This is a genomic window from uncultured Tenacibaculum sp., assembly GCF_947504135.1.
Taxonomy (GTDB): domain Bacteria; phylum Bacteroidota; class Bacteroidia; order Flavobacteriales; family Flavobacteriaceae; genus Polaribacter.
Window position 1 is genome coordinate 436793 of record NZ_CANNGG010000003.1, and the last position, 16079, is coordinate 452871.

The window sequence follows — 16079 nt, forward strand, 5'->3', positions numbered from 1 at the left end:
AAGTTAAATGATTAGATCGATGAAAAAGCACCTAAGTTTACTTGCTTTATTTGTGATAGCCTATGCAAATGCACAAGAAAAAAACGCCACAAACAAAGCAAAAGACACTATTATAAAAACAGAAGTTGTAAACGTAGTAACTTCGTATGTTCCTAAAATTACTGATGCCTTTAAAATAAAGCAAAAACCAGTAATTGAACACACTAAAGAAACTCAGAAAAAAGCGTTAGAATATCAAATATTTTCAGTTCCTGTAGCCTCTACTTTTATTCCTAAAAGTGGTACTATGAAAAAGGTAGATCTTGGAAAAAGAGAAAAGTTATACGATAACTACGTGTCTGTTGGTTTTGGAAACGTACTGTCTCCTTTCTTAGAAGCCTATATGAGACGTAGCCAAAGTTACAACAGTGAATTAGGAGCTCATGTGAAATTTTTACTATCCTCTGATCCAGTTGCAGACACTGAGCTAAGTAGTACTTTTTTCAACATTGATTTAAACTTAAATTACACACAACAAGAACGTTATTTTCAATGGTCTGCAGGTTTAGATGCTGAAAAAGACAAATATAACTGGTATGGTTTACCAACCAATATTACGTTTACCGAGTTTGCCTTAAGTACTATTGAAGAATCACAAAGCTATAATCACTTTAAAATCTTCGGGCAAATAAAGCCAGATGACTCTTATTTAGATGAAGCTAACGGAGCTATTTCTTATTTTTCTGATTCTTTTGAAAGCTCTGAATTTTTGATAGATGGAAATGCTCAGTTTCGTTTTCCTTTAGATAATTTTCATCGTCAACTAAATGACTTATACGTAAATACTACTGCTAGTTATTTAGGAGGAAGTTACGCTTATGCTTACAATGCTGTTACCGCTATCGATTATAGTTTTATTACTTTAGGAGTACACCCAACATACAAGTTTAACCTACAAGATTTAGCTATTAAACTAGGTGCTAAAAGTTATTTTTCAATGGATACGGAAAATAGTGAATCTAACTTTTTCATTTATCCTGATGTCGAAATCTCATATCCTATCGTAAAAGATTTTGCAAATGTATTTGTTGGCGCATCAGGTGATTTAACCACGAACATGTTCCAATCTTACACAGATGATAACCCTTACGTATCTCCTACCCTTGATATGCGTCAAACAAACAAAAAATTTGATGCTTTTGGAGGAATTAGAGGAAAGCTAAATCATCAATTTAGCTATAACACAAAAGTAAGTTATGCTGATATTGAAAATAATCCGTTTTTTGCTTTGAACCAATCAAAGTCTGATGGCGACAACATTGCTGGAACTAACGGATTTACTTTCTACGGATATGAATATGGAAACTCTTTTAAAGTAGTTTATGACGATATTAAACTGTTATCTTTCTTTGGTGAAATCGCTTTTGATGGTATCAAAAACCTTACTATTGGAGCTAATGCACAGTTTAATAAATTCACGTTAACCAACGAAACAGAAGCTTGGAACGCTCCTAAAATAAAAGGAGAGATTTTCGGAACTTATAAGACCGATAAATGGTATGCAGGCGCAAACCTATACTTTGTAGGAAACAGAAAAGGTCGTGTGTATGACGCTTTACCTGCCGATACTTTTACATCAACAGATTTAAAAAGCTATTTTGATGTAAACTTTAACGGAGGGTATCATTTTGACGATTCATTTTCTGTGTTTTTAAACCTTAACAACGTACTAAACAACAGTTATCAACGATTTAATAATTTTAACGTACAAGGTTTTCAAGCAATGGGAGGATTAACCTGGAAGTTTGATACACTGTTTTAAAAAGTGAAGCTTTTAGTACATTTAATACTTTTTATAGTACTAACCATCCTTACGCAAATTGGTGGTCTTGTTTATCTTTTGGTTATAGTCATTGCTAAACTAAAAAGACTCCCAGTTTTAGGTAGTTTTCTTTTGTTTTCTTCAATTTATTTAGTCACTATTTTCACAATAGTTCCTTGGGTTTCTTCAAAGGTATTTGAAAGGGTTAAAATTGAAAACAATCAATTGGTTAGTTATCATAATGTACTAACTCTTTTGTGTAATAGAAACTATGTAAAACCAGAATTAAACAATGCGCTTAAAGAAATTGGATATCAACTCAATAAAAAACACCCAAATACTAAAGTAATTTATTTAGATGCTAACTTCCCTTTTTTTGACGGCTTCCCGCTTTTCCCTCATTTAAGTCATAATGATGGAAAAAAAGTTAATATTTCTTTTATTTATAAAGATTCTTTTGGAAAAATAACAAACAATAAGCCTTCCAATAGCGGTTATGGTGTTTTTGAAACCCCTACACAAAACGAAACAAATACTACAGCTATTTGTAAAGAAAAAGGATACTGGCAGTACGATTATCCTAAATACCTAACACTGGGAACTAACAATAAAAACCTCTCCTTTTCTAATAAGGTAAACAAAGATTTCTTAGAAATAATTACCAACCTACAGCAAACTCAAAAAGTGTTTATTGAACCACACCTTAAAACACGTTTACATCTAAAAAGTTCTAAAATTAGATTTCAAGGATGTAAAGCGGTGAGACACGACGATCACATTCATCTTCAAATTAACTAAGTTTTTATTCTTTTTTGTGTAGATTTATCTCCCTAATTTACACTAAAACATGAAAAAACTAACCTTTCTACTTACAGCAAGTATCTTCTGCCTTGCTTGTAAAACAGAACAAAAACAACCTAAAACAGCTTCAAACACCTACACAGAAGCAAACTACAAACAAGATTCAACACAAGTAAAAAAACTATTCAACACTGCACTTACCCAAGGTAAATCATATGAATGGCTACGTGATTTAACACAAAATATTGGAAGCCGTTTATCTGGTTCAGAAGGTGCAGCTAAATCAGTTATTTGGGGAGAAAAACTCATGAAAGAAGTTGGTTTAGATTCTGTTTGGCTACAACCCATTATGGTGCCTCATTGGGTTCGTGGAGAAAAAGAAGTAGCTAATTATGAATTTAACGGGGAAAAAATTAATGTTCCTATTTGTGCTTTAGGAGGTTCTATTGCAACACCAACTAACGGAATTACTGCACAAGTTATAGAAGTTAAAAATATTGAAGAAGCTAAAAACTTAGGTGATAAAGCCAATGGTAAAATTGTATTTTTCAATGGTGCTTTTGACAACACTCTCATCAATACCTTTCAAGCTTATGGAGGGTGTGTAGGACAACGCTATGGAGGAGCTGCTATAGTTGGAAAATTTGGAGCAAAAGCAGTCATTGTTCGTTCTATGACCAACGGAATTGATGATTATCCACACACAGGTTCTATGGGCTACGGTGATATTCCAAAAGAAGAATACATTCCTGCAGCTGCTATTAGTTCTCGTGCTGCTGAAAACTTAAGCAAGCATTTAAAAGAAAACCCTAACTTACAGTTTTATTTTAAACAAAGTTGCGAAAACTTACCTGATGCCCCTTCACACAATGTCGTAGGAGAAATTAAAGGAAGTGAATATCCTGATAAAATTATGGTTGTTGGAGGACATTTAGATTCTTGGGATTTAGGGGAAGGCGCACATGATGACGGAACCGGAATTGTACAATCGTTAGAAGTTGCTTATTTGTTTAAAAAGAACAATATTAAACCTAAAAACACAATCCGTATTGTATTTTTTATGAATGAGGAAAATGGTTTACGTGGCGCTACTGAATATGCTCGTTTAGCAAAAGAAAATAACGAATTACATATTGGAGCTTTAGAATCTGATGCCGGTGGGCATACCCCAAGAGGTTTCTCTATCGATGCTAATGAAAGAAACTTGCAATTAGTTCAAAGCTGGAAAAAGCTTTTAGCACCTTACGGATTACATGATATTACTGCTGGAGGTGGCGGTGCTGACATCGGACCTTTAAAAGACGACCATGTTACCTTAGTAGGCTACCGACCAGATTCACAACGCTATTTTGATTATCATCATGCGGCTACTGATACATTTGATAAAGTAAATAAACGTGAACTTGAGTTAGGAAGTGCTTCTATGGCTAGTATTGTATATTTAATGGATAAATATTTATATAACGAAGAAGCTTTAAAACCTTAATTCATGGATACTTTTATCGTAGTATTAAAAATTATTTTCGGAATATTTTTCGCCTTTGCGGGTATTATGCACATTGTGAAACCTAAGATTTTCAATCGCTTTATTCCTAATTTCCTTCCCAAATTAGTTGTAAACTACATAGCTGGTTTATTAGAACTGCTTATTGGTATTGGATTACTAATTAATCAAACTACCAAACAAGCAGCCTTAGCAATGTTTTTATTAATGTTAATTTTCTTACCTATTCACATTTGGGATGTTTTTAGAGAAAAACCTGCAATTGGATCTAGGAAAATAGCCATCATAAGAGTGCCTCTTCAGTTTTTACTATTATATATCGCCTATTTAATTTACACACACTAATGAAAAAAACACTACTCCCTCTACTCGTTTTTAGTTTCCTACTTTCTTGCAAACAAAAAGAAAAAGTAGATACTATTGTTATTAATTCCTATACATATACGGTAAACTCTAATTTTGACACCGCTGAAAGTTTCGCTATTAAAGATGGAAAATTTATAGCCATAGGAAACAATAAACAAATACAAAAAAAATACACAGCAACTAATCTTATCGATGCTAAAAACAAACCTGTTTACCCCGGGTTTATCGATGCACATTGTCATTTTTACGGATTAGGTTTACAACAACAGAAAGTAGACTTAGTTGGAACTGAGAGTTATGATGAAGTACTACAAAGATTAATTGATTTTCAAAAAGAAAAGAATACAACCTACATCACAGGCCGTGGTTGGGATCAAAATGATTGGGAAGTAAAAGAATTTCCTACCAAAGAAAAATTAGACAGTATTTTCCCTAATACTCCAGTTGCTATTCGTAGAATTGATGGTCATGCAATGTTAGTAAATCAAGCTGCTATTAATTTAGCTGGTATTACTACCGATTCTAAAGTAGATGGTGGAGAGTTTATAAAAAAAGACGGTAAACTAACAGGAGTGCTTATTGATAACGCTATGAGCTTTGTTAACAATCCAAAACCATCTAAAAAAGAACAGATTCAAGCTTTAAAAGATGCTGAAAAAATCTGTTTTGATTTAGGATTAACTACCGTTGACGATGCTGGTTTAGATAAAGAAGTTATTGAATTAATTGACAGCTTACAACAATCGGGTGATTTAAAGATGCGTGTATATGCAATGATTTCTAACAATCAAAAAAACCTTAATTACTTCCTCAACAAAGGAGTTATAAAAACTGACAGACTAAATGTTCGTTCTGTAAAAGTCTATGCCGATGGTGCTTTAGGATCACGAGGAGCTGCCCTTAAAGATGAATATTCTGACAAAAAAGGGCATTTTGGAGCTTTGGTTAACTCGTATGAGAACTTACAAAAAGTAGCTAAGAAAATCGCTGCTTCCGACTATCAAATGAACACACATGCAATTGGTGACTCTGCCAATTATGTGATGTTAAAAACATACAACGAAGTATTAAAAAATAAAACTGACAGACGTTGGCGTATTGAACACGCTCAAATTGTAGATGTGAAAGATTTTAATCTATTCAAAAATGTACTTCCATCTATACAACCAACACATGCCACTTCTGATATGTATTGGGCAGAAGACCGAGTAGGATCAGATAGAGTTAAAGGTGCTTATGCTTATAATGACTTATTAAAAGAATACGGAAAAGTTGCTTTAGGAACCGATTTCCCTATTGAGCATGTAAGTCCGTTATATACTTTTTACGCAGCTACTATCAGAAAAGATTTAAAAGGGTATCCTGAAAATGGCTACCAAATGGAAAATGCATTATCAAGAGAAAATGCCTTAAAAGGAATGACTATTTGGAATGCCTATGCTAATTTTGAGGAAAACGAAAAGGGAAGCATCGAAATAGGTAAAGTCGCTGATTTTATCATTCTTGATAAGGATATAATGACTATTGACGGAAAAGAAATTCCGAATACAAAAGTGATAGCAACCTATGTAAATGGAGAAAAAGTGAATTAAAAACAAAGATTTTACTAAACAAAAGCGCCTTAGAAAATATTCTCTAAGGCGCTTTTATTTAATACAGAAATTTATTCTATATAAAATGTTCTATTTTGCGGGACATACACTATTTTATTTTGACAAATAGTAGCACAGCCTCCAGACTGCAAACATTTATAAATTAATCTACCACAAGAAATTTTTCCATCACAGCCTTTGGTAAATTCACTTGTACCTCCTTTACAAGTTACTTCGTATGCACTCTCTTCTACTCTTCTTTGTATCTCTTCTTCACTATCTAAAATAAAAAAATCCGCTTCAGCTTCAACAGAACCAAGGTACTTAATCGTATTATTCTTTTTATCATACTCAACATCTATGTATATGACATTTTCATCATTTGATGTTTGTATATCCATAGCAGCTACTTTAGAAAAAAACTCATCTGGTCTCATTTTTGTATCCGTCAAAGTATCAAGAGATTCGTTATCATTACAAGATACTAGACCTAATACCATAATTAATAATCCTAAAATAATCTTTCTTTTTTTCATAATAAATAAATTTTAAAATTAGTTAAAACACTAATTTAAAGTTTTTTACAAAAAAACATCTTTTTTTACTTGATATAGTCTGATATATAAAATCAATATATCATGACAAGACTACAACGAAAGCAAGAATTTTATAATCAATTAATCTTAGCTAAAAAGGCACTTAAAAGCAATCGCTTTCAAGTGTCATTTTATCATTTAGAAAATGCTCATATATTGGGACAAAAACATGTATATAGGCATACTTTATCTCATTATTGGATGTTGATTTACGGAATAAAAACAAACAGTATTAAAGAAATTATTGGTCAGTTCTTTCGAATTATTGCTTCAATTTTATTTACCTTAATTTGGGTTCCAGTAGGAAACACAGGAGGTTCAAATATTTCAGCAATTAAACCCATTCCTGTTAGAAAGGAGCTTCAAAAATATTTTTCGTAATCATGCATCTTTTTGCGCTGTTTTCAGTCTACTATACGAACCTAAAATATATATCATGAAAAATAACAATCAATGTACCTGCACTTGCGAAGGATGCAAAACAGGTGACTGCTCAAATTGTACTTGTGAAAACTGCACATGCAACAATTGTAACTGTTAATTAAATTAGCTTTTTAATATTTTGTCATTCTGAATATAGTGAAAGTAAAACGTTCATTTTATTCAGCGTGACATTTTTCGTAAATTTATACTATGACAACACAACAGGTTTGGAAAAAATACGCAGATGATGTAAAACACTTTATTTTAAGCAAAGTGAAAGAGCCTACTGTGACTGATGATATCTTACAAGAAACATTTATAAAAGTTCACACGAAACTTCACACCTTAAAGGATATTACCAAACTAAAATCTTGGATTTTTACGATTGCTCGCAATACAATGATGGATTACTTCAAGAACACTAATCAAACAGTTGAATTAAAAAATTTTGAAGTTCAAACAGATACAAAAGAACACGAACATACAGAAAAAGATTGCTTACGCGGAATCTTACAAAGCTTGCCTAAAAAGTATAGAGACCCGCTATTTTTATCAGACATAAAGGGCTTAAAACAGCAAGAAGTTGCTGACACTTTACAGCAAAATTTACCTACAACAAAATCTCAAATTCAACGTGCTCGTAAATTAATTGCTCAAGGTTTTATGGATTGTTGTGGATTTTCACTTAACGAAGAAGGAAAACTAGTAGGCGAAATTCAGGACAAAGAAGATTGTAAAGTTTGTAAGTAGGTTTTATTATTCAAATTGCACAAGCTACATAAAAAAACAATTAAAAAGTACCTTGTTTAAAATATGAATCTATAATTTTTTAAAACTTTCGTAACTTTGTGTAAATTCAACACTAAATGAAGATATCACAAAATATAAAAGTTGCTGTAGATGCTGTTGTTTTTGGCTACCAACAAAAAGAACTTTCTGTCTTATTAATAAAAAGAGGCATCGAACCTTTTAAGGGAGCTTGGGCATTGCCTGGTGGATTGGTTTTAGAAAACGAATCACTAGAACATGCAGTTGAAAGAGAATTATTAGAAGAAACAGGAGTTACTATCGATTATCTTGAACAACTATATACATTCGGAACTCCCAAAAGAGACCCAAGAAACAGAGTTATTTCTGTTACCTATTTTGGTTTGGTAAGTCCCAATCATTTTAAAATCAGTGCGAATACAGACGCTGCTGAAGTACAATGGTTTCCTATTCATGAACTCCCCAAACTAGCATTTGATCACACTCGTATTTTAACCACAGCTTTACAAAGACTTCAAAACAAAATAAATTACCAACCTATTGGTTTTGAATTACTAAAAAAAGAGTTTCCTTTTTCTGATTTAGAAAATTTATATCAAACAATCCTTAATCAAAAAATTGATAGACGTAATTTCAGAAAAAAAATTATGAGCTTTGGAATACTTACCGAAACCGACAAAATACACCAGCCTTCTAGTGGTAGACCTGCAAAACTTTTTAAGTTTAATGCTAAGAAGTATAAAGAACTAGAAAAAAAAGGATTCCACTTCGAAATTAAGTTTGCGTAAAAAAAACACTAAAAGATTTTTTATTTTAAAAAACCGCATTATATTTGTGTAAAAATTACGCAATATGATTTTAAACTTAGACAAAAATTTTACTCCTTACGGAACAGAAAACAATATAGACTATAATTTCTTTACTTTTTCAGGAGGGGAACCACATATTAAAATCATTTCTGAACTTGAAAGTGTGTCAGAAGTTACCATTACACATCGTATTCAGTCTTTTAATGATATAGGCATGCTTTTATTGGCTACTAATGCATTAAAAAACATGGGAATTAAAAAGTTACGCGTTGTACTTCCCTATTTCCCTGCTGCTCGTCAAGACAGATTGATGGTATCAGGCGAACCTTTATCGGTAAAAGTATATGCAGATATTATAAATACACAAAACTTTGAGTCGGTAACTGTTTTCGATCCACATTCTGAAGTAACTCCTGCCCTATTGAATAACTGTAAAGTAATCGACAACCACATATTCATAGAACAAATAGCACAGCAACTACCAGACGATTTACTACTAATTTCACCTGATGGTGGTGCTTTAAAAAAGATTCATAAAGTTGCTGCTCACCTTAAAAATTATGAAGTAGTTGAATGTTCTAAAAGCCGAAATGTAAAGACTGGTCAACTAACAGGTTTCAAAGTATATGCTGATGACCTACAAGGAAAAGATTGTTTAATTGTGGATGATATTTGTGATGGAGGAGGTACTTTTTTAGGATTAGCAAAAGAGCTAAAAGCTAAAAACGCAGGAAACTTATACCTAGCGATAAGTCACGGAATATTTAGTAAAGGTTTTGATGAACTTGAAAAACACTTCACTAAAATTTTCACCACAGATAGTTTTAAAACTATTGAACATAAAAGTTGCACACAAATAAAATTAAATTTATAAAAAGTTATGAATCCATTATTATATACAGACGGTTATAAAGTAGACCACAGAAGACAATACCCTAACAATACAACGTTAGTATATTCAAACTGGACACCAAGAAAAAGTAGAATTCAAGGAGTTGAAAAGGTAGTTTTTTTCGGACTGCAATACTTCATCAAAAAATATATAATTGAAGAATTTCAAACCAACTTCTTTAACAAACCAAAAGAAGAAATTTGCAAACAATACAGCAGAAGAATCAATAACTATTTAGGTGAAAACTCAGTAGGTATTGAGCATATTGCTGCGTTACACGATTTAGGGTACATTCCTATGACTTTTAAAGCATTACCTGAAGGTGTCGAGGTTCCTATCAGAGTACCAATGTTTACCATGTATAATACATTGCCAGAGTTCTTTTGGTTAACCAATTACTTTGAAACCTTATTATCTACCACAGTTTGGTTACCATGTAATTCTGCAACCATCGCAAAACAGTACAGAAAAATATTAGACAAATACGCACAAGAAACCTCATCTGTTCCTGATATGGTAGATTGGCAAGGGCACGATTTTTCTATGAGAGGAATGGCTGGTTTAGAAGCTGCTGAAATGAGTGCTGCTGGTCACTTATTGAGTTTTACAGGGACAGATACCATTCCTGCAGTAGACTTTTTAGAAAAATATTACAACGCAGATTCTGATAATGAATTGATTGGTGGTTCTGTTGCAGCAACTGAACACTCTGTAATGTGTATGGGAACCAATAGCGGTGAAGAAGATACTTTTAAAAGATTAATTACTGAGGTATATCCAAACGGTATCGTTTCTATTGTTTCTGATACGTGGGATTTATGGAAAGTACTTACCGAATATTTACCGAATCTAAAAGAAGAAGTATTGGCTAGAGATGGGAAAGTAGTAATTAGACCTGACAGCGGTGATCCTGTGGATATTATTTGCGGAAATCCAAATGGTAAAACAGTAGAAGAACAAAAAGGAGTCATACAACTACTTTGGGAAGTTTTTGGAGGAACAACCAATACAAAAGGATATAAAGAACTAGATAGTCATATCGGAGCTATTTATGGCGATAGCATTACCCTTGAAAGAGCAACACAAATTTGTGAACGCTTAAAACAAAAAGGGTTTGCTTCTACTAATGTAGTGCTAGGAATTGGTTCTTTCACTTATCAATACAACACCAGAGATATTTTTGGATTTGCCATGAAAGCTACTTACGGAGAAGTAGATGGAGAAGGAAGAGAAATTTTTAAAGATCCAATTACCGATGATGGAACAAAAAAATCTGCTAAAGGTCTATTAAAAATAACGCTAGAAGATGGAGAGTATACATTACACGATCAAGTAAGCTGGGAAGAAGAACAAAAAGGTGAGTTGAGAGAAATTTTTAAAGACGGAAAATTGTTAGTTGATGAGAAACTAAGTGAAATAAGACTTCGTACAAAAAACAGTGTGTTAGAGCTTACAGAATAATATAAAAAAGCAGGAATAAAATTCCTGCTTTTTTATTCAACAACTCACCAAAAACATTAAACACCAACACCTTACAAACCACTTAATTTGTTTAACTCTTGATTTTTTCATATCTTAATTGCAACTAAAAAAGAAACTTATGACAGATCAAGAACAGAAAAGACTCGATACAATGAATTCCGTTTTAGTTAAAATGGAAGACATTAAAAACACGCAAAAAAGTTTAATTGAAAAAATTGGTGTGGTTGAAGTTCAACTATTCGATATCCAGTCAAAAGACTTAGACAAAGAACTCGAAAAAGTAATGGTAAGAGCTTCTGACACCTTAAATATTATAAAACAAGCTACCGAAGCTTTTGAAATGAAACGAAACCGTTTAGAAAACGAAGCATAAATAAAAAATCCGCCTAACAGCGGATTTTTTATTTTTTATCGTCTCTTCTTTTTAAAACCTTTATTCTTTCTTCTAGAAGGCTTTGATGGTTTATACGTCACAGTATCATCAAATGTATTTTTAGCTTTCCCTGCTTTATTTTTACGCCACGAAGTGTCTTCAGGAAGTAACTTTTTCAATAAATCAGTACGTCCAACTTTGTTTAACGTATCTTTAATCCATTGCTTATTTTCCTTTTTATACCAAAAGAAAAACTTGTGCTGATCTTCCTTCTCCTTTTTGGTTTTCGGAGTTTTCACCTCTTTTAAAGTATACGGATGGTATCCACTGTAATAAATTACCGTAGCAACCGTCATAGGTGTTGGTGTAAATCCTTGTACCTGTTCTAGCTGAAAGCCCATATCTTTAGTCTCCGCAGCTAAGTTTGCCATATCTTCTGCCTCACAAGCTGGGTGACTTGATATAAAATAAGGAATTAATTGAAGTTTTAATTTCTTTTTGATGTTGATACGATCAAAACGTTCTTTAAATAAGTGGAAATATTTAAACGACGGTTTACGCATTAACTTTAGTACAGGATCAGAAGTGTGTTCTGGTGCTACTTTTAATCGCCCAGAAACGTGTTTTGTCATCACCTCTTCTGTATATGCATCTAACTCTTTAGGATCTGCATTTTTATTGAATTCAGGTACTAACATATCGTGTCTAATACCACTTCCAATAAATGATTTCTTCACCTTCGGATGTGCATCAACAGCTTGGTACAATTTTGTTAACGGTTTATGCGAAGTATCTAAATTACTACAAATTACAGGTGAAATACACGACGGAGCAACACATTTGTCGCAAATCGATTGTACTTTACCTTTCATTTTATACATATTCGCAGAAGGCCCACCAATATCAGATAAATACCCTTTAAAATCATCCATTTGGGCGACTTGATCTACTTCTTTTAAAACAGATTCCTGACTCCTACTTGCAATAAACTTTCCTTGATGTGCTGAAATAGTACAAAAACTACACCCTCCAAAACATCCACGGTGAATATTTATGGAAAACTTAATCATTTCAAACGCAGGTATCGGTCCACGTTTGTTATACTTTGGATGCGGTAATCGTGTAAAAGGCAAATCAAACGAAGCATCAATTTCTTCCTCTGTCATTGTTGGAAACGGCGGATTAATCATCAACTTTTTATTCCCAACCTTTTGAAAAATACGACGTGCATATAATTTGTTTGACTCCTGCTCTATCACTTTAAAGTTAGAAGCATAGGCTTTCTTATCCTTCAAACAAGTTTCATGCGAACTAATTTCTACATCATCCCAGTTCTTATTTTTCGGAGTTTTTTCATTACCATCTAATAAAACGGCTGTCTGCTTAATTGTTTTTAAGCTCGAAAATGGTACACCTTTTTGCAACAACTCAACAATTTCTCTTAGTGGCTGCTCTCCCATTCCGTATACCAACATATCTGCTTTAGAAGTTTCTAAAATCGTTGGTAATAATTTATCAGACCAATAATCGTAATGCGTAACACGACGTAACGAAGCCTCAATTCCTCCAATTAATACAGGAACATCTGGGAACTTTTCTTTTAAAATTTTTGAATATACTGAAGTCGCATAATCAGGTCTGAACCCTTTATCTCCATTAGGAGTGTAAGCATCTTTATCACGGCGACGTTTACTAGCCGTGTAATTACTTACCATCGGATCCATACAACCACCAGTTACTGCAAAGAATAACCTTGGAGTTCCTAGCTTTTCAAAATCTTGTAAATTATCGTGTACACTTGGTTGCGGAACAATTGCCACACGCAAGCCATAACTCTCTAAAATACGTCCAATTACTGCAGGACCAAATGATGGATGATCTACATATGCATCTCCACTGAATAGGATTACGTCTAATTCATCCCATCCTCTTAACTTCACCTCCTTTTTCGTAGTCGGTAACCAATCTGAAAGTCGTCTAATTCTCATGCCGCTGCAAAGGTACGGGGTTTTATTTACACTACAATACAGTAAAAAACTGAAAACTAGCCATAAATAAAGAAAAAACTATACATTAAAACATCTCTTTAACAATTAATTAAGATAATTCTGGTAGTAGTTTTGCTAAATTCCGCACTTATTTATTCAATTAATTTTTACAATGACTAAAAAAATACTTTCAACTATTTTAGTGGTATTTCTTGCTTTAGGAGTTTCTTTGAATGCAGAAGCACAACGAAAGAAGAAAAAAAACGCAAAAAAAGAGACTACCACTAATAAAGACAAACCTAAAAAGGGCGGTATACAACCTTACGAAAAAGTTGTTACCAAAAAACACAAAACAGACGAAGGTTTGTTTAAGGTGCACTCAAAAGATGCTAACTATTTATTTGAGATTCCAGACTCTCTTCTGAACCGTGAAATGCTTATGGTGACTAGAATTGCTAAAACAACTAGCGGTATTGGCTTTGGTGGTGGAAAACAAAATACACAAGTGCTACGCTGGGTAAAAAACAAGAAGCAAATTTTACTAAAAGTAGTTTCTCACAATGTTGTAGCAGACACCATTTTACCGGTACACGAAGCCGTTGTAAACTCTAATTTTGAGCCTATTTTATATGCTTTTCCAATCAAAGCATTTAGCAAAGACTCTACAGCTACTGTAATTGATGCTAGCCCTCTTTTTGAAGGTGATGTGAAAGCCATCACTTTCCCTCAAAGAAGCAGAAAGCGTTATAAGATTTCTAAAATGGATAAAACAAGATCTTATATTGACAGAATTAGCAGTTATCCTCAAAACATAGAAGTTAGAAATGTAAAAACTTACATTGCTGGAAATCCTCCATCAAATTCAAGTGTAGGTTCTGTAACTATGGAATTGAGTAACTCTATGATTTTACTTCCTAAAACACCTATGAAAAGACGTTATTTTGATGAGCGTGTAGGATGGTTTACGAGTTCTCAAACAGATTACGGTTTAGATGTTCAAAAAAGTAAATCAGTTACCTATTTAGACAGATGGCGTTTAGAAGTAAATGACGAAGATTTAGAAAAGTTTAAAAGAGGTGAATTAGTAGATCCTAAAAAGCAAATTGTATACTACATTGACAGGGCTACTCCAAAAAAATGGCGTAAGTACATCAAACAAGGTATTGAAGATTGGCAAATTGCTTTTGAAGCAGCTGGATTTAAAAACGCCATCATCGCTAAAGATGCTCCTACTAAAGAAGAAGATCCTGATTGGAGCCCTGAAGATGTACGTTACTCTGTAGTTCGTTATTTAGCATCTCCAATCCCAAATGCAAATGGACCTCACGTTAGTGACCCTCGATCAGGAGAAATTTTAGAGTCTGACATTAACTGGTATCATAATGTAATGACTTTATTACACAACTGGTTTTTTGTACAAACAGCTGCAATCAATCCAGATGCAAGAGGAAATCAATTTAAAGATGAAGTTATGGGGCGCTTAATCCGTTTTGTTTCTTCTCATGAAGTTGGACATACTTTAGGATTGCCTCACAACATGGGAAGTTCTGTTGCGTATCCTGTAGATTCTTTACGTTCTGCTGAATTTACTAAAAAGAACGGAACAGCTCCTTCTATCATGGATTATGCTCGTTTTAACTATATAGCACAACCAGAAGATAAAGGTGTTGCATTAATGCCTAATATTGGACCTTACGATAAATATGCTATCAACTGGGGATACAGACCAATCTTAGATAAATCTGCTAAAGATGAAAAAACAATCTTAAATCAGTGGATTAAAGAAAAAGCAGGAAATCCTGTGTATAGATTCGGACACCAACAAGTTCGTAATATTATTGACCCTAGCTCACAAACAGAAGATTTAGGTGACGATGCCATGAAAGCAAGTGCTTATGGTATTAAAAACTTACAACGTATTTTACCTCGTTTAGAAGAGTGGACTACTGAAGATGGTGAAACTTACGAAGAGTTAAAAACTATGTACGGACAAGTAGTTGGGCAATTTAATAGATATATGGGACACGTAAGTTCTAATATTGGTGGTGTATATGAGTATTTTAAAACTGCCGATCAAGATGGGGCTGTTTATGTACATGTACCTAAAGAGCATCAAAAAAGAGCGTTAAAATTTGTAAATAACGAATTGTTTAAAACTCCTACTTGGTTAATTGATGAAAACATCATCAGTAAAACACAACATTCAGGAATTATTGAACGTATCAGAAGCCTACAAGTACAAACTTTAAACAGAGTTTTAAAAACTGGAAGGTTAACTCGTATGATTGAGAATGAAACTTTAAACGGAATTAAAGCATATTCTCTTATTGAAATGATGGGTGATTTACGTAAAGGTATTTGGAGCGAAGTATACGCTAACAAAACCATTGATCCGTATCGTAGAAACTTACAACGTGCACATTTAGACAGATTGGACTTTTTACTAAACAAAGCAAAAGACCAAAAAGCACCAAGAAGTGATAGAGGCTATTTTAAACAAACAGCGGTTACTATCAATCAATCAGATATTAAACCTGTAGTAAGAGGAGAATTAAAACGTTTACAAAGAGATATTAAACGAAGTATTCCTTCTGCTCGTAACACGATAACTCGTTATCATTTACAAGATGCAGCAGATAGAATAGACACTATTCTAAACCCAAACAACTAATTTTTCTTACATA

14 protein-coding genes are annotated in these 16079 nt (G+C 33.2%); 12 read left to right on the forward strand and 2 right to left on the reverse strand.

Features of this window, described 5'->3' with window-relative positions:
• Nucleotides 1-19 precede the first annotated feature (19 nt).
• Genes Q0663_RS08380 through Q0663_RS08400 form a run of 5 tightly spaced genes read left to right on the forward strand, consistent with a single transcriptional unit; the run spans nt 20 to nt 6064 of the window.
• Nucleotides 20-1801 carry a hypothetical protein gene (locus tag Q0663_RS08380; RefSeq protein ID WP_299009310.1) on the forward strand — a complete coding sequence of 594 codons (1782 nt, stop codon included), beginning with the start codon at nt 20-22 and terminating at the stop codon, nt 1799-1801.
• A gap of 3 nt (nt 1802-1804) precedes the next feature.
• On the forward strand, nt 1805-2599 hold the full coding sequence (locus tag Q0663_RS08385; protein WP_299009313.1) for a hypothetical protein: 795 nt from the start codon (nt 1805-1807) through the stop codon (nt 2597-2599).
• A 49-nt stretch (nt 2600-2648) separates the two neighbouring features.
• Nucleotides 2649-4088, forward strand: a complete 1440-nt coding sequence (locus Q0663_RS08390; protein ID WP_299009315.1) for a M20/M25/M40 family metallo-hydrolase — start codon at nt 2649-2651, stop codon at nt 4086-4088.
• A 3-nt stretch (nt 4089-4091) separates the two neighbouring features.
• Nucleotides 4092-4451, forward strand: coding sequence for a MauE/DoxX family redox-associated membrane protein (locus Q0663_RS08395; protein ID WP_167713248.1), 360 nt, complete (start codon nt 4092-4094; stop codon nt 4449-4451).
• Nucleotides 4451-6064 (forward strand): amidohydrolase family protein, encoded by a 1614-nt coding sequence (locus Q0663_RS08400; protein WP_299009324.1) that lies wholly within the window; start codon nt 4451-4453, stop codon nt 6062-6064. Before Q0663_RS08395 ends, Q0663_RS08400 begins: the two co-directional genes overlap by 1 nt.
• A gap of 71 nt (nt 6065-6135) precedes the next feature.
• Here Q0663_RS08400 and Q0663_RS08405 read toward each other — a convergent pair whose 3' ends face one another.
• Nucleotides 6136-6600, reverse strand: coding sequence for a hypothetical protein (locus tag Q0663_RS08405; protein ID WP_299009327.1), 465 nt, complete (start codon nt 6598-6600; stop codon nt 6136-6138).
• 102 nt (nt 6601-6702) lie between these two features.
• On the opposite strand from Q0663_RS08405, the gene Q0663_RS08410 reads away from it, so the two are divergent.
• From Q0663_RS08410 to Q0663_RS08435, 6 genes are all read left to right on the forward strand, one after another.
• The gene (locus Q0663_RS08410) at nt 6703-7041 is read left to right on the forward strand and encodes a DUF3703 domain-containing protein (RefSeq protein ID WP_299009331.1); all 339 of its coding nucleotides are present in this window, start codon (nt 6703-6705) and stop codon (nt 7039-7041) included.
• Nucleotides 7042-7293: 252 nt separating this feature from the next.
• Nucleotides 7294-7833 carry a sigma-70 family RNA polymerase sigma factor gene (locus tag Q0663_RS08415; protein ID WP_299009334.1) on the forward strand — a complete coding sequence of 180 codons (540 nt, stop codon included), beginning with the start codon at nt 7294-7296 and terminating at the stop codon, nt 7831-7833.
• 116 nt (nt 7834-7949) lie between these two features.
• Nucleotides 7950-8639: an NUDIX domain-containing protein gene (locus Q0663_RS08420; protein ID WP_299009337.1), complete on the forward strand. Its 690-nt coding sequence runs from the start codon at nt 7950-7952 to the stop codon at nt 8637-8639.
• Nucleotides 8640-8703: 64 nt separating this feature from the next.
• A complete protein-coding gene (prs, locus tag Q0663_RS08425) occupies nt 8704-9534 on the forward strand; it encodes a ribose-phosphate diphosphokinase (protein WP_299009340.1) in 831 nt (276 codons plus the stop codon).
• A 6-nt stretch (nt 9535-9540) separates the two neighbouring features.
• Nucleotides 9541-11013: a nicotinate phosphoribosyltransferase gene (locus Q0663_RS08430; RefSeq protein WP_299009343.1), complete on the forward strand. Its 1473-nt coding sequence runs from the start codon at nt 9541-9543 to the stop codon at nt 11011-11013.
• A gap of 139 nt (nt 11014-11152) precedes the next feature.
• On the forward strand, nt 11153-11407 hold the full coding sequence (locus tag Q0663_RS08435; RefSeq protein ID WP_047788492.1) for a hypothetical protein: 255 nt from the start codon (nt 11153-11155) through the stop codon (nt 11405-11407).
• A 35-nt stretch (nt 11408-11442) separates the two neighbouring features.
• On the opposite strand, the gene Q0663_RS08440 is transcribed toward Q0663_RS08435, so the two are convergent.
• Nucleotides 11443-13395 (reverse strand): YgiQ family radical SAM protein, encoded by a 1953-nt coding sequence (locus Q0663_RS08440; RefSeq protein WP_299009349.1) that lies wholly within the window; start codon nt 13393-13395, stop codon nt 11443-11445.
• A gap of 172 nt (nt 13396-13567) precedes the next feature.
• Here Q0663_RS08440 and Q0663_RS08445 point away from each other — a divergent pair, with 172 nt between their 5' ends.
• On the forward strand, nt 13568-16066 hold the full coding sequence (locus Q0663_RS08445; RefSeq protein ID WP_299009352.1) for a zinc-dependent metalloprotease: 2499 nt from the start codon (nt 13568-13570) through the stop codon (nt 16064-16066).
• Nucleotides 16067-16079: the final 13 nt, after the last annotated feature.

Coding starts and splice junctions, on each gene's coding strand:
- prs (WP_299009340.1), top strand. CDS start 8,704: ATGATTTTAAACTTAGACAAAAATTTTACTCCTTACGGAACAGAAAAC.
- Q0663_RS08410 (WP_299009331.1), top strand. CDS start 6,703: ATGACAAGACTACAACGAAAGCAAGAATTTTATAATCAATTAATCTTA.
- Q0663_RS08420 (WP_299009337.1), top strand. CDS start 7,950: ATGAAGATATCACAAAATATAAAAGTTGCTGTAGATGCTGTTGTTTTT.
- Q0663_RS08440 (WP_299009349.1), bottom strand. CDS start 13,395: ATGAGAATTAGACGACTTTCAGATTGGTTACCGACTACGAAAAAGGAG.
- Q0663_RS08380 (WP_299009310.1), top strand. CDS start 20: ATGAAAAAGCACCTAAGTTTACTTGCTTTATTTGTGATAGCCTATGCA.
- Q0663_RS08395 (WP_167713248.1), top strand. CDS start 4,092: ATGGATACTTTTATCGTAGTATTAAAAATTATTTTCGGAATATTTTTC.
- Q0663_RS08405 (WP_299009327.1), bottom strand. CDS start 6,600: ATGAAAAAAAGAAAGATTATTTTAGGATTATTAATTATGGTATTAGGT.
- Q0663_RS08415 (WP_299009334.1), top strand. CDS start 7,294: ATGACAACACAACAGGTTTGGAAAAAATACGCAGATGATGTAAAACAC.
- Q0663_RS08445 (WP_299009352.1), top strand. CDS start 13,568: ATGACTAAAAAAATACTTTCAACTATTTTAGTGGTATTTCTTGCTTTA.
- Q0663_RS08400 (WP_299009324.1), top strand. CDS start 4,451: ATGAAAAAAACACTACTCCCTCTACTCGTTTTTAGTTTCCTACTTTCT.
- Q0663_RS08390 (WP_299009315.1), top strand. CDS start 2,649: ATGAAAAAACTAACCTTTCTACTTACAGCAAGTATCTTCTGCCTTGCT.
- Q0663_RS08435 (WP_047788492.1), top strand. CDS start 11,153: ATGACAGATCAAGAACAGAAAAGACTCGATACAATGAATTCCGTTTTA.
- Q0663_RS08430 (WP_299009343.1), top strand. CDS start 9,541: ATGAATCCATTATTATATACAGACGGTTATAAAGTAGACCACAGAAGA.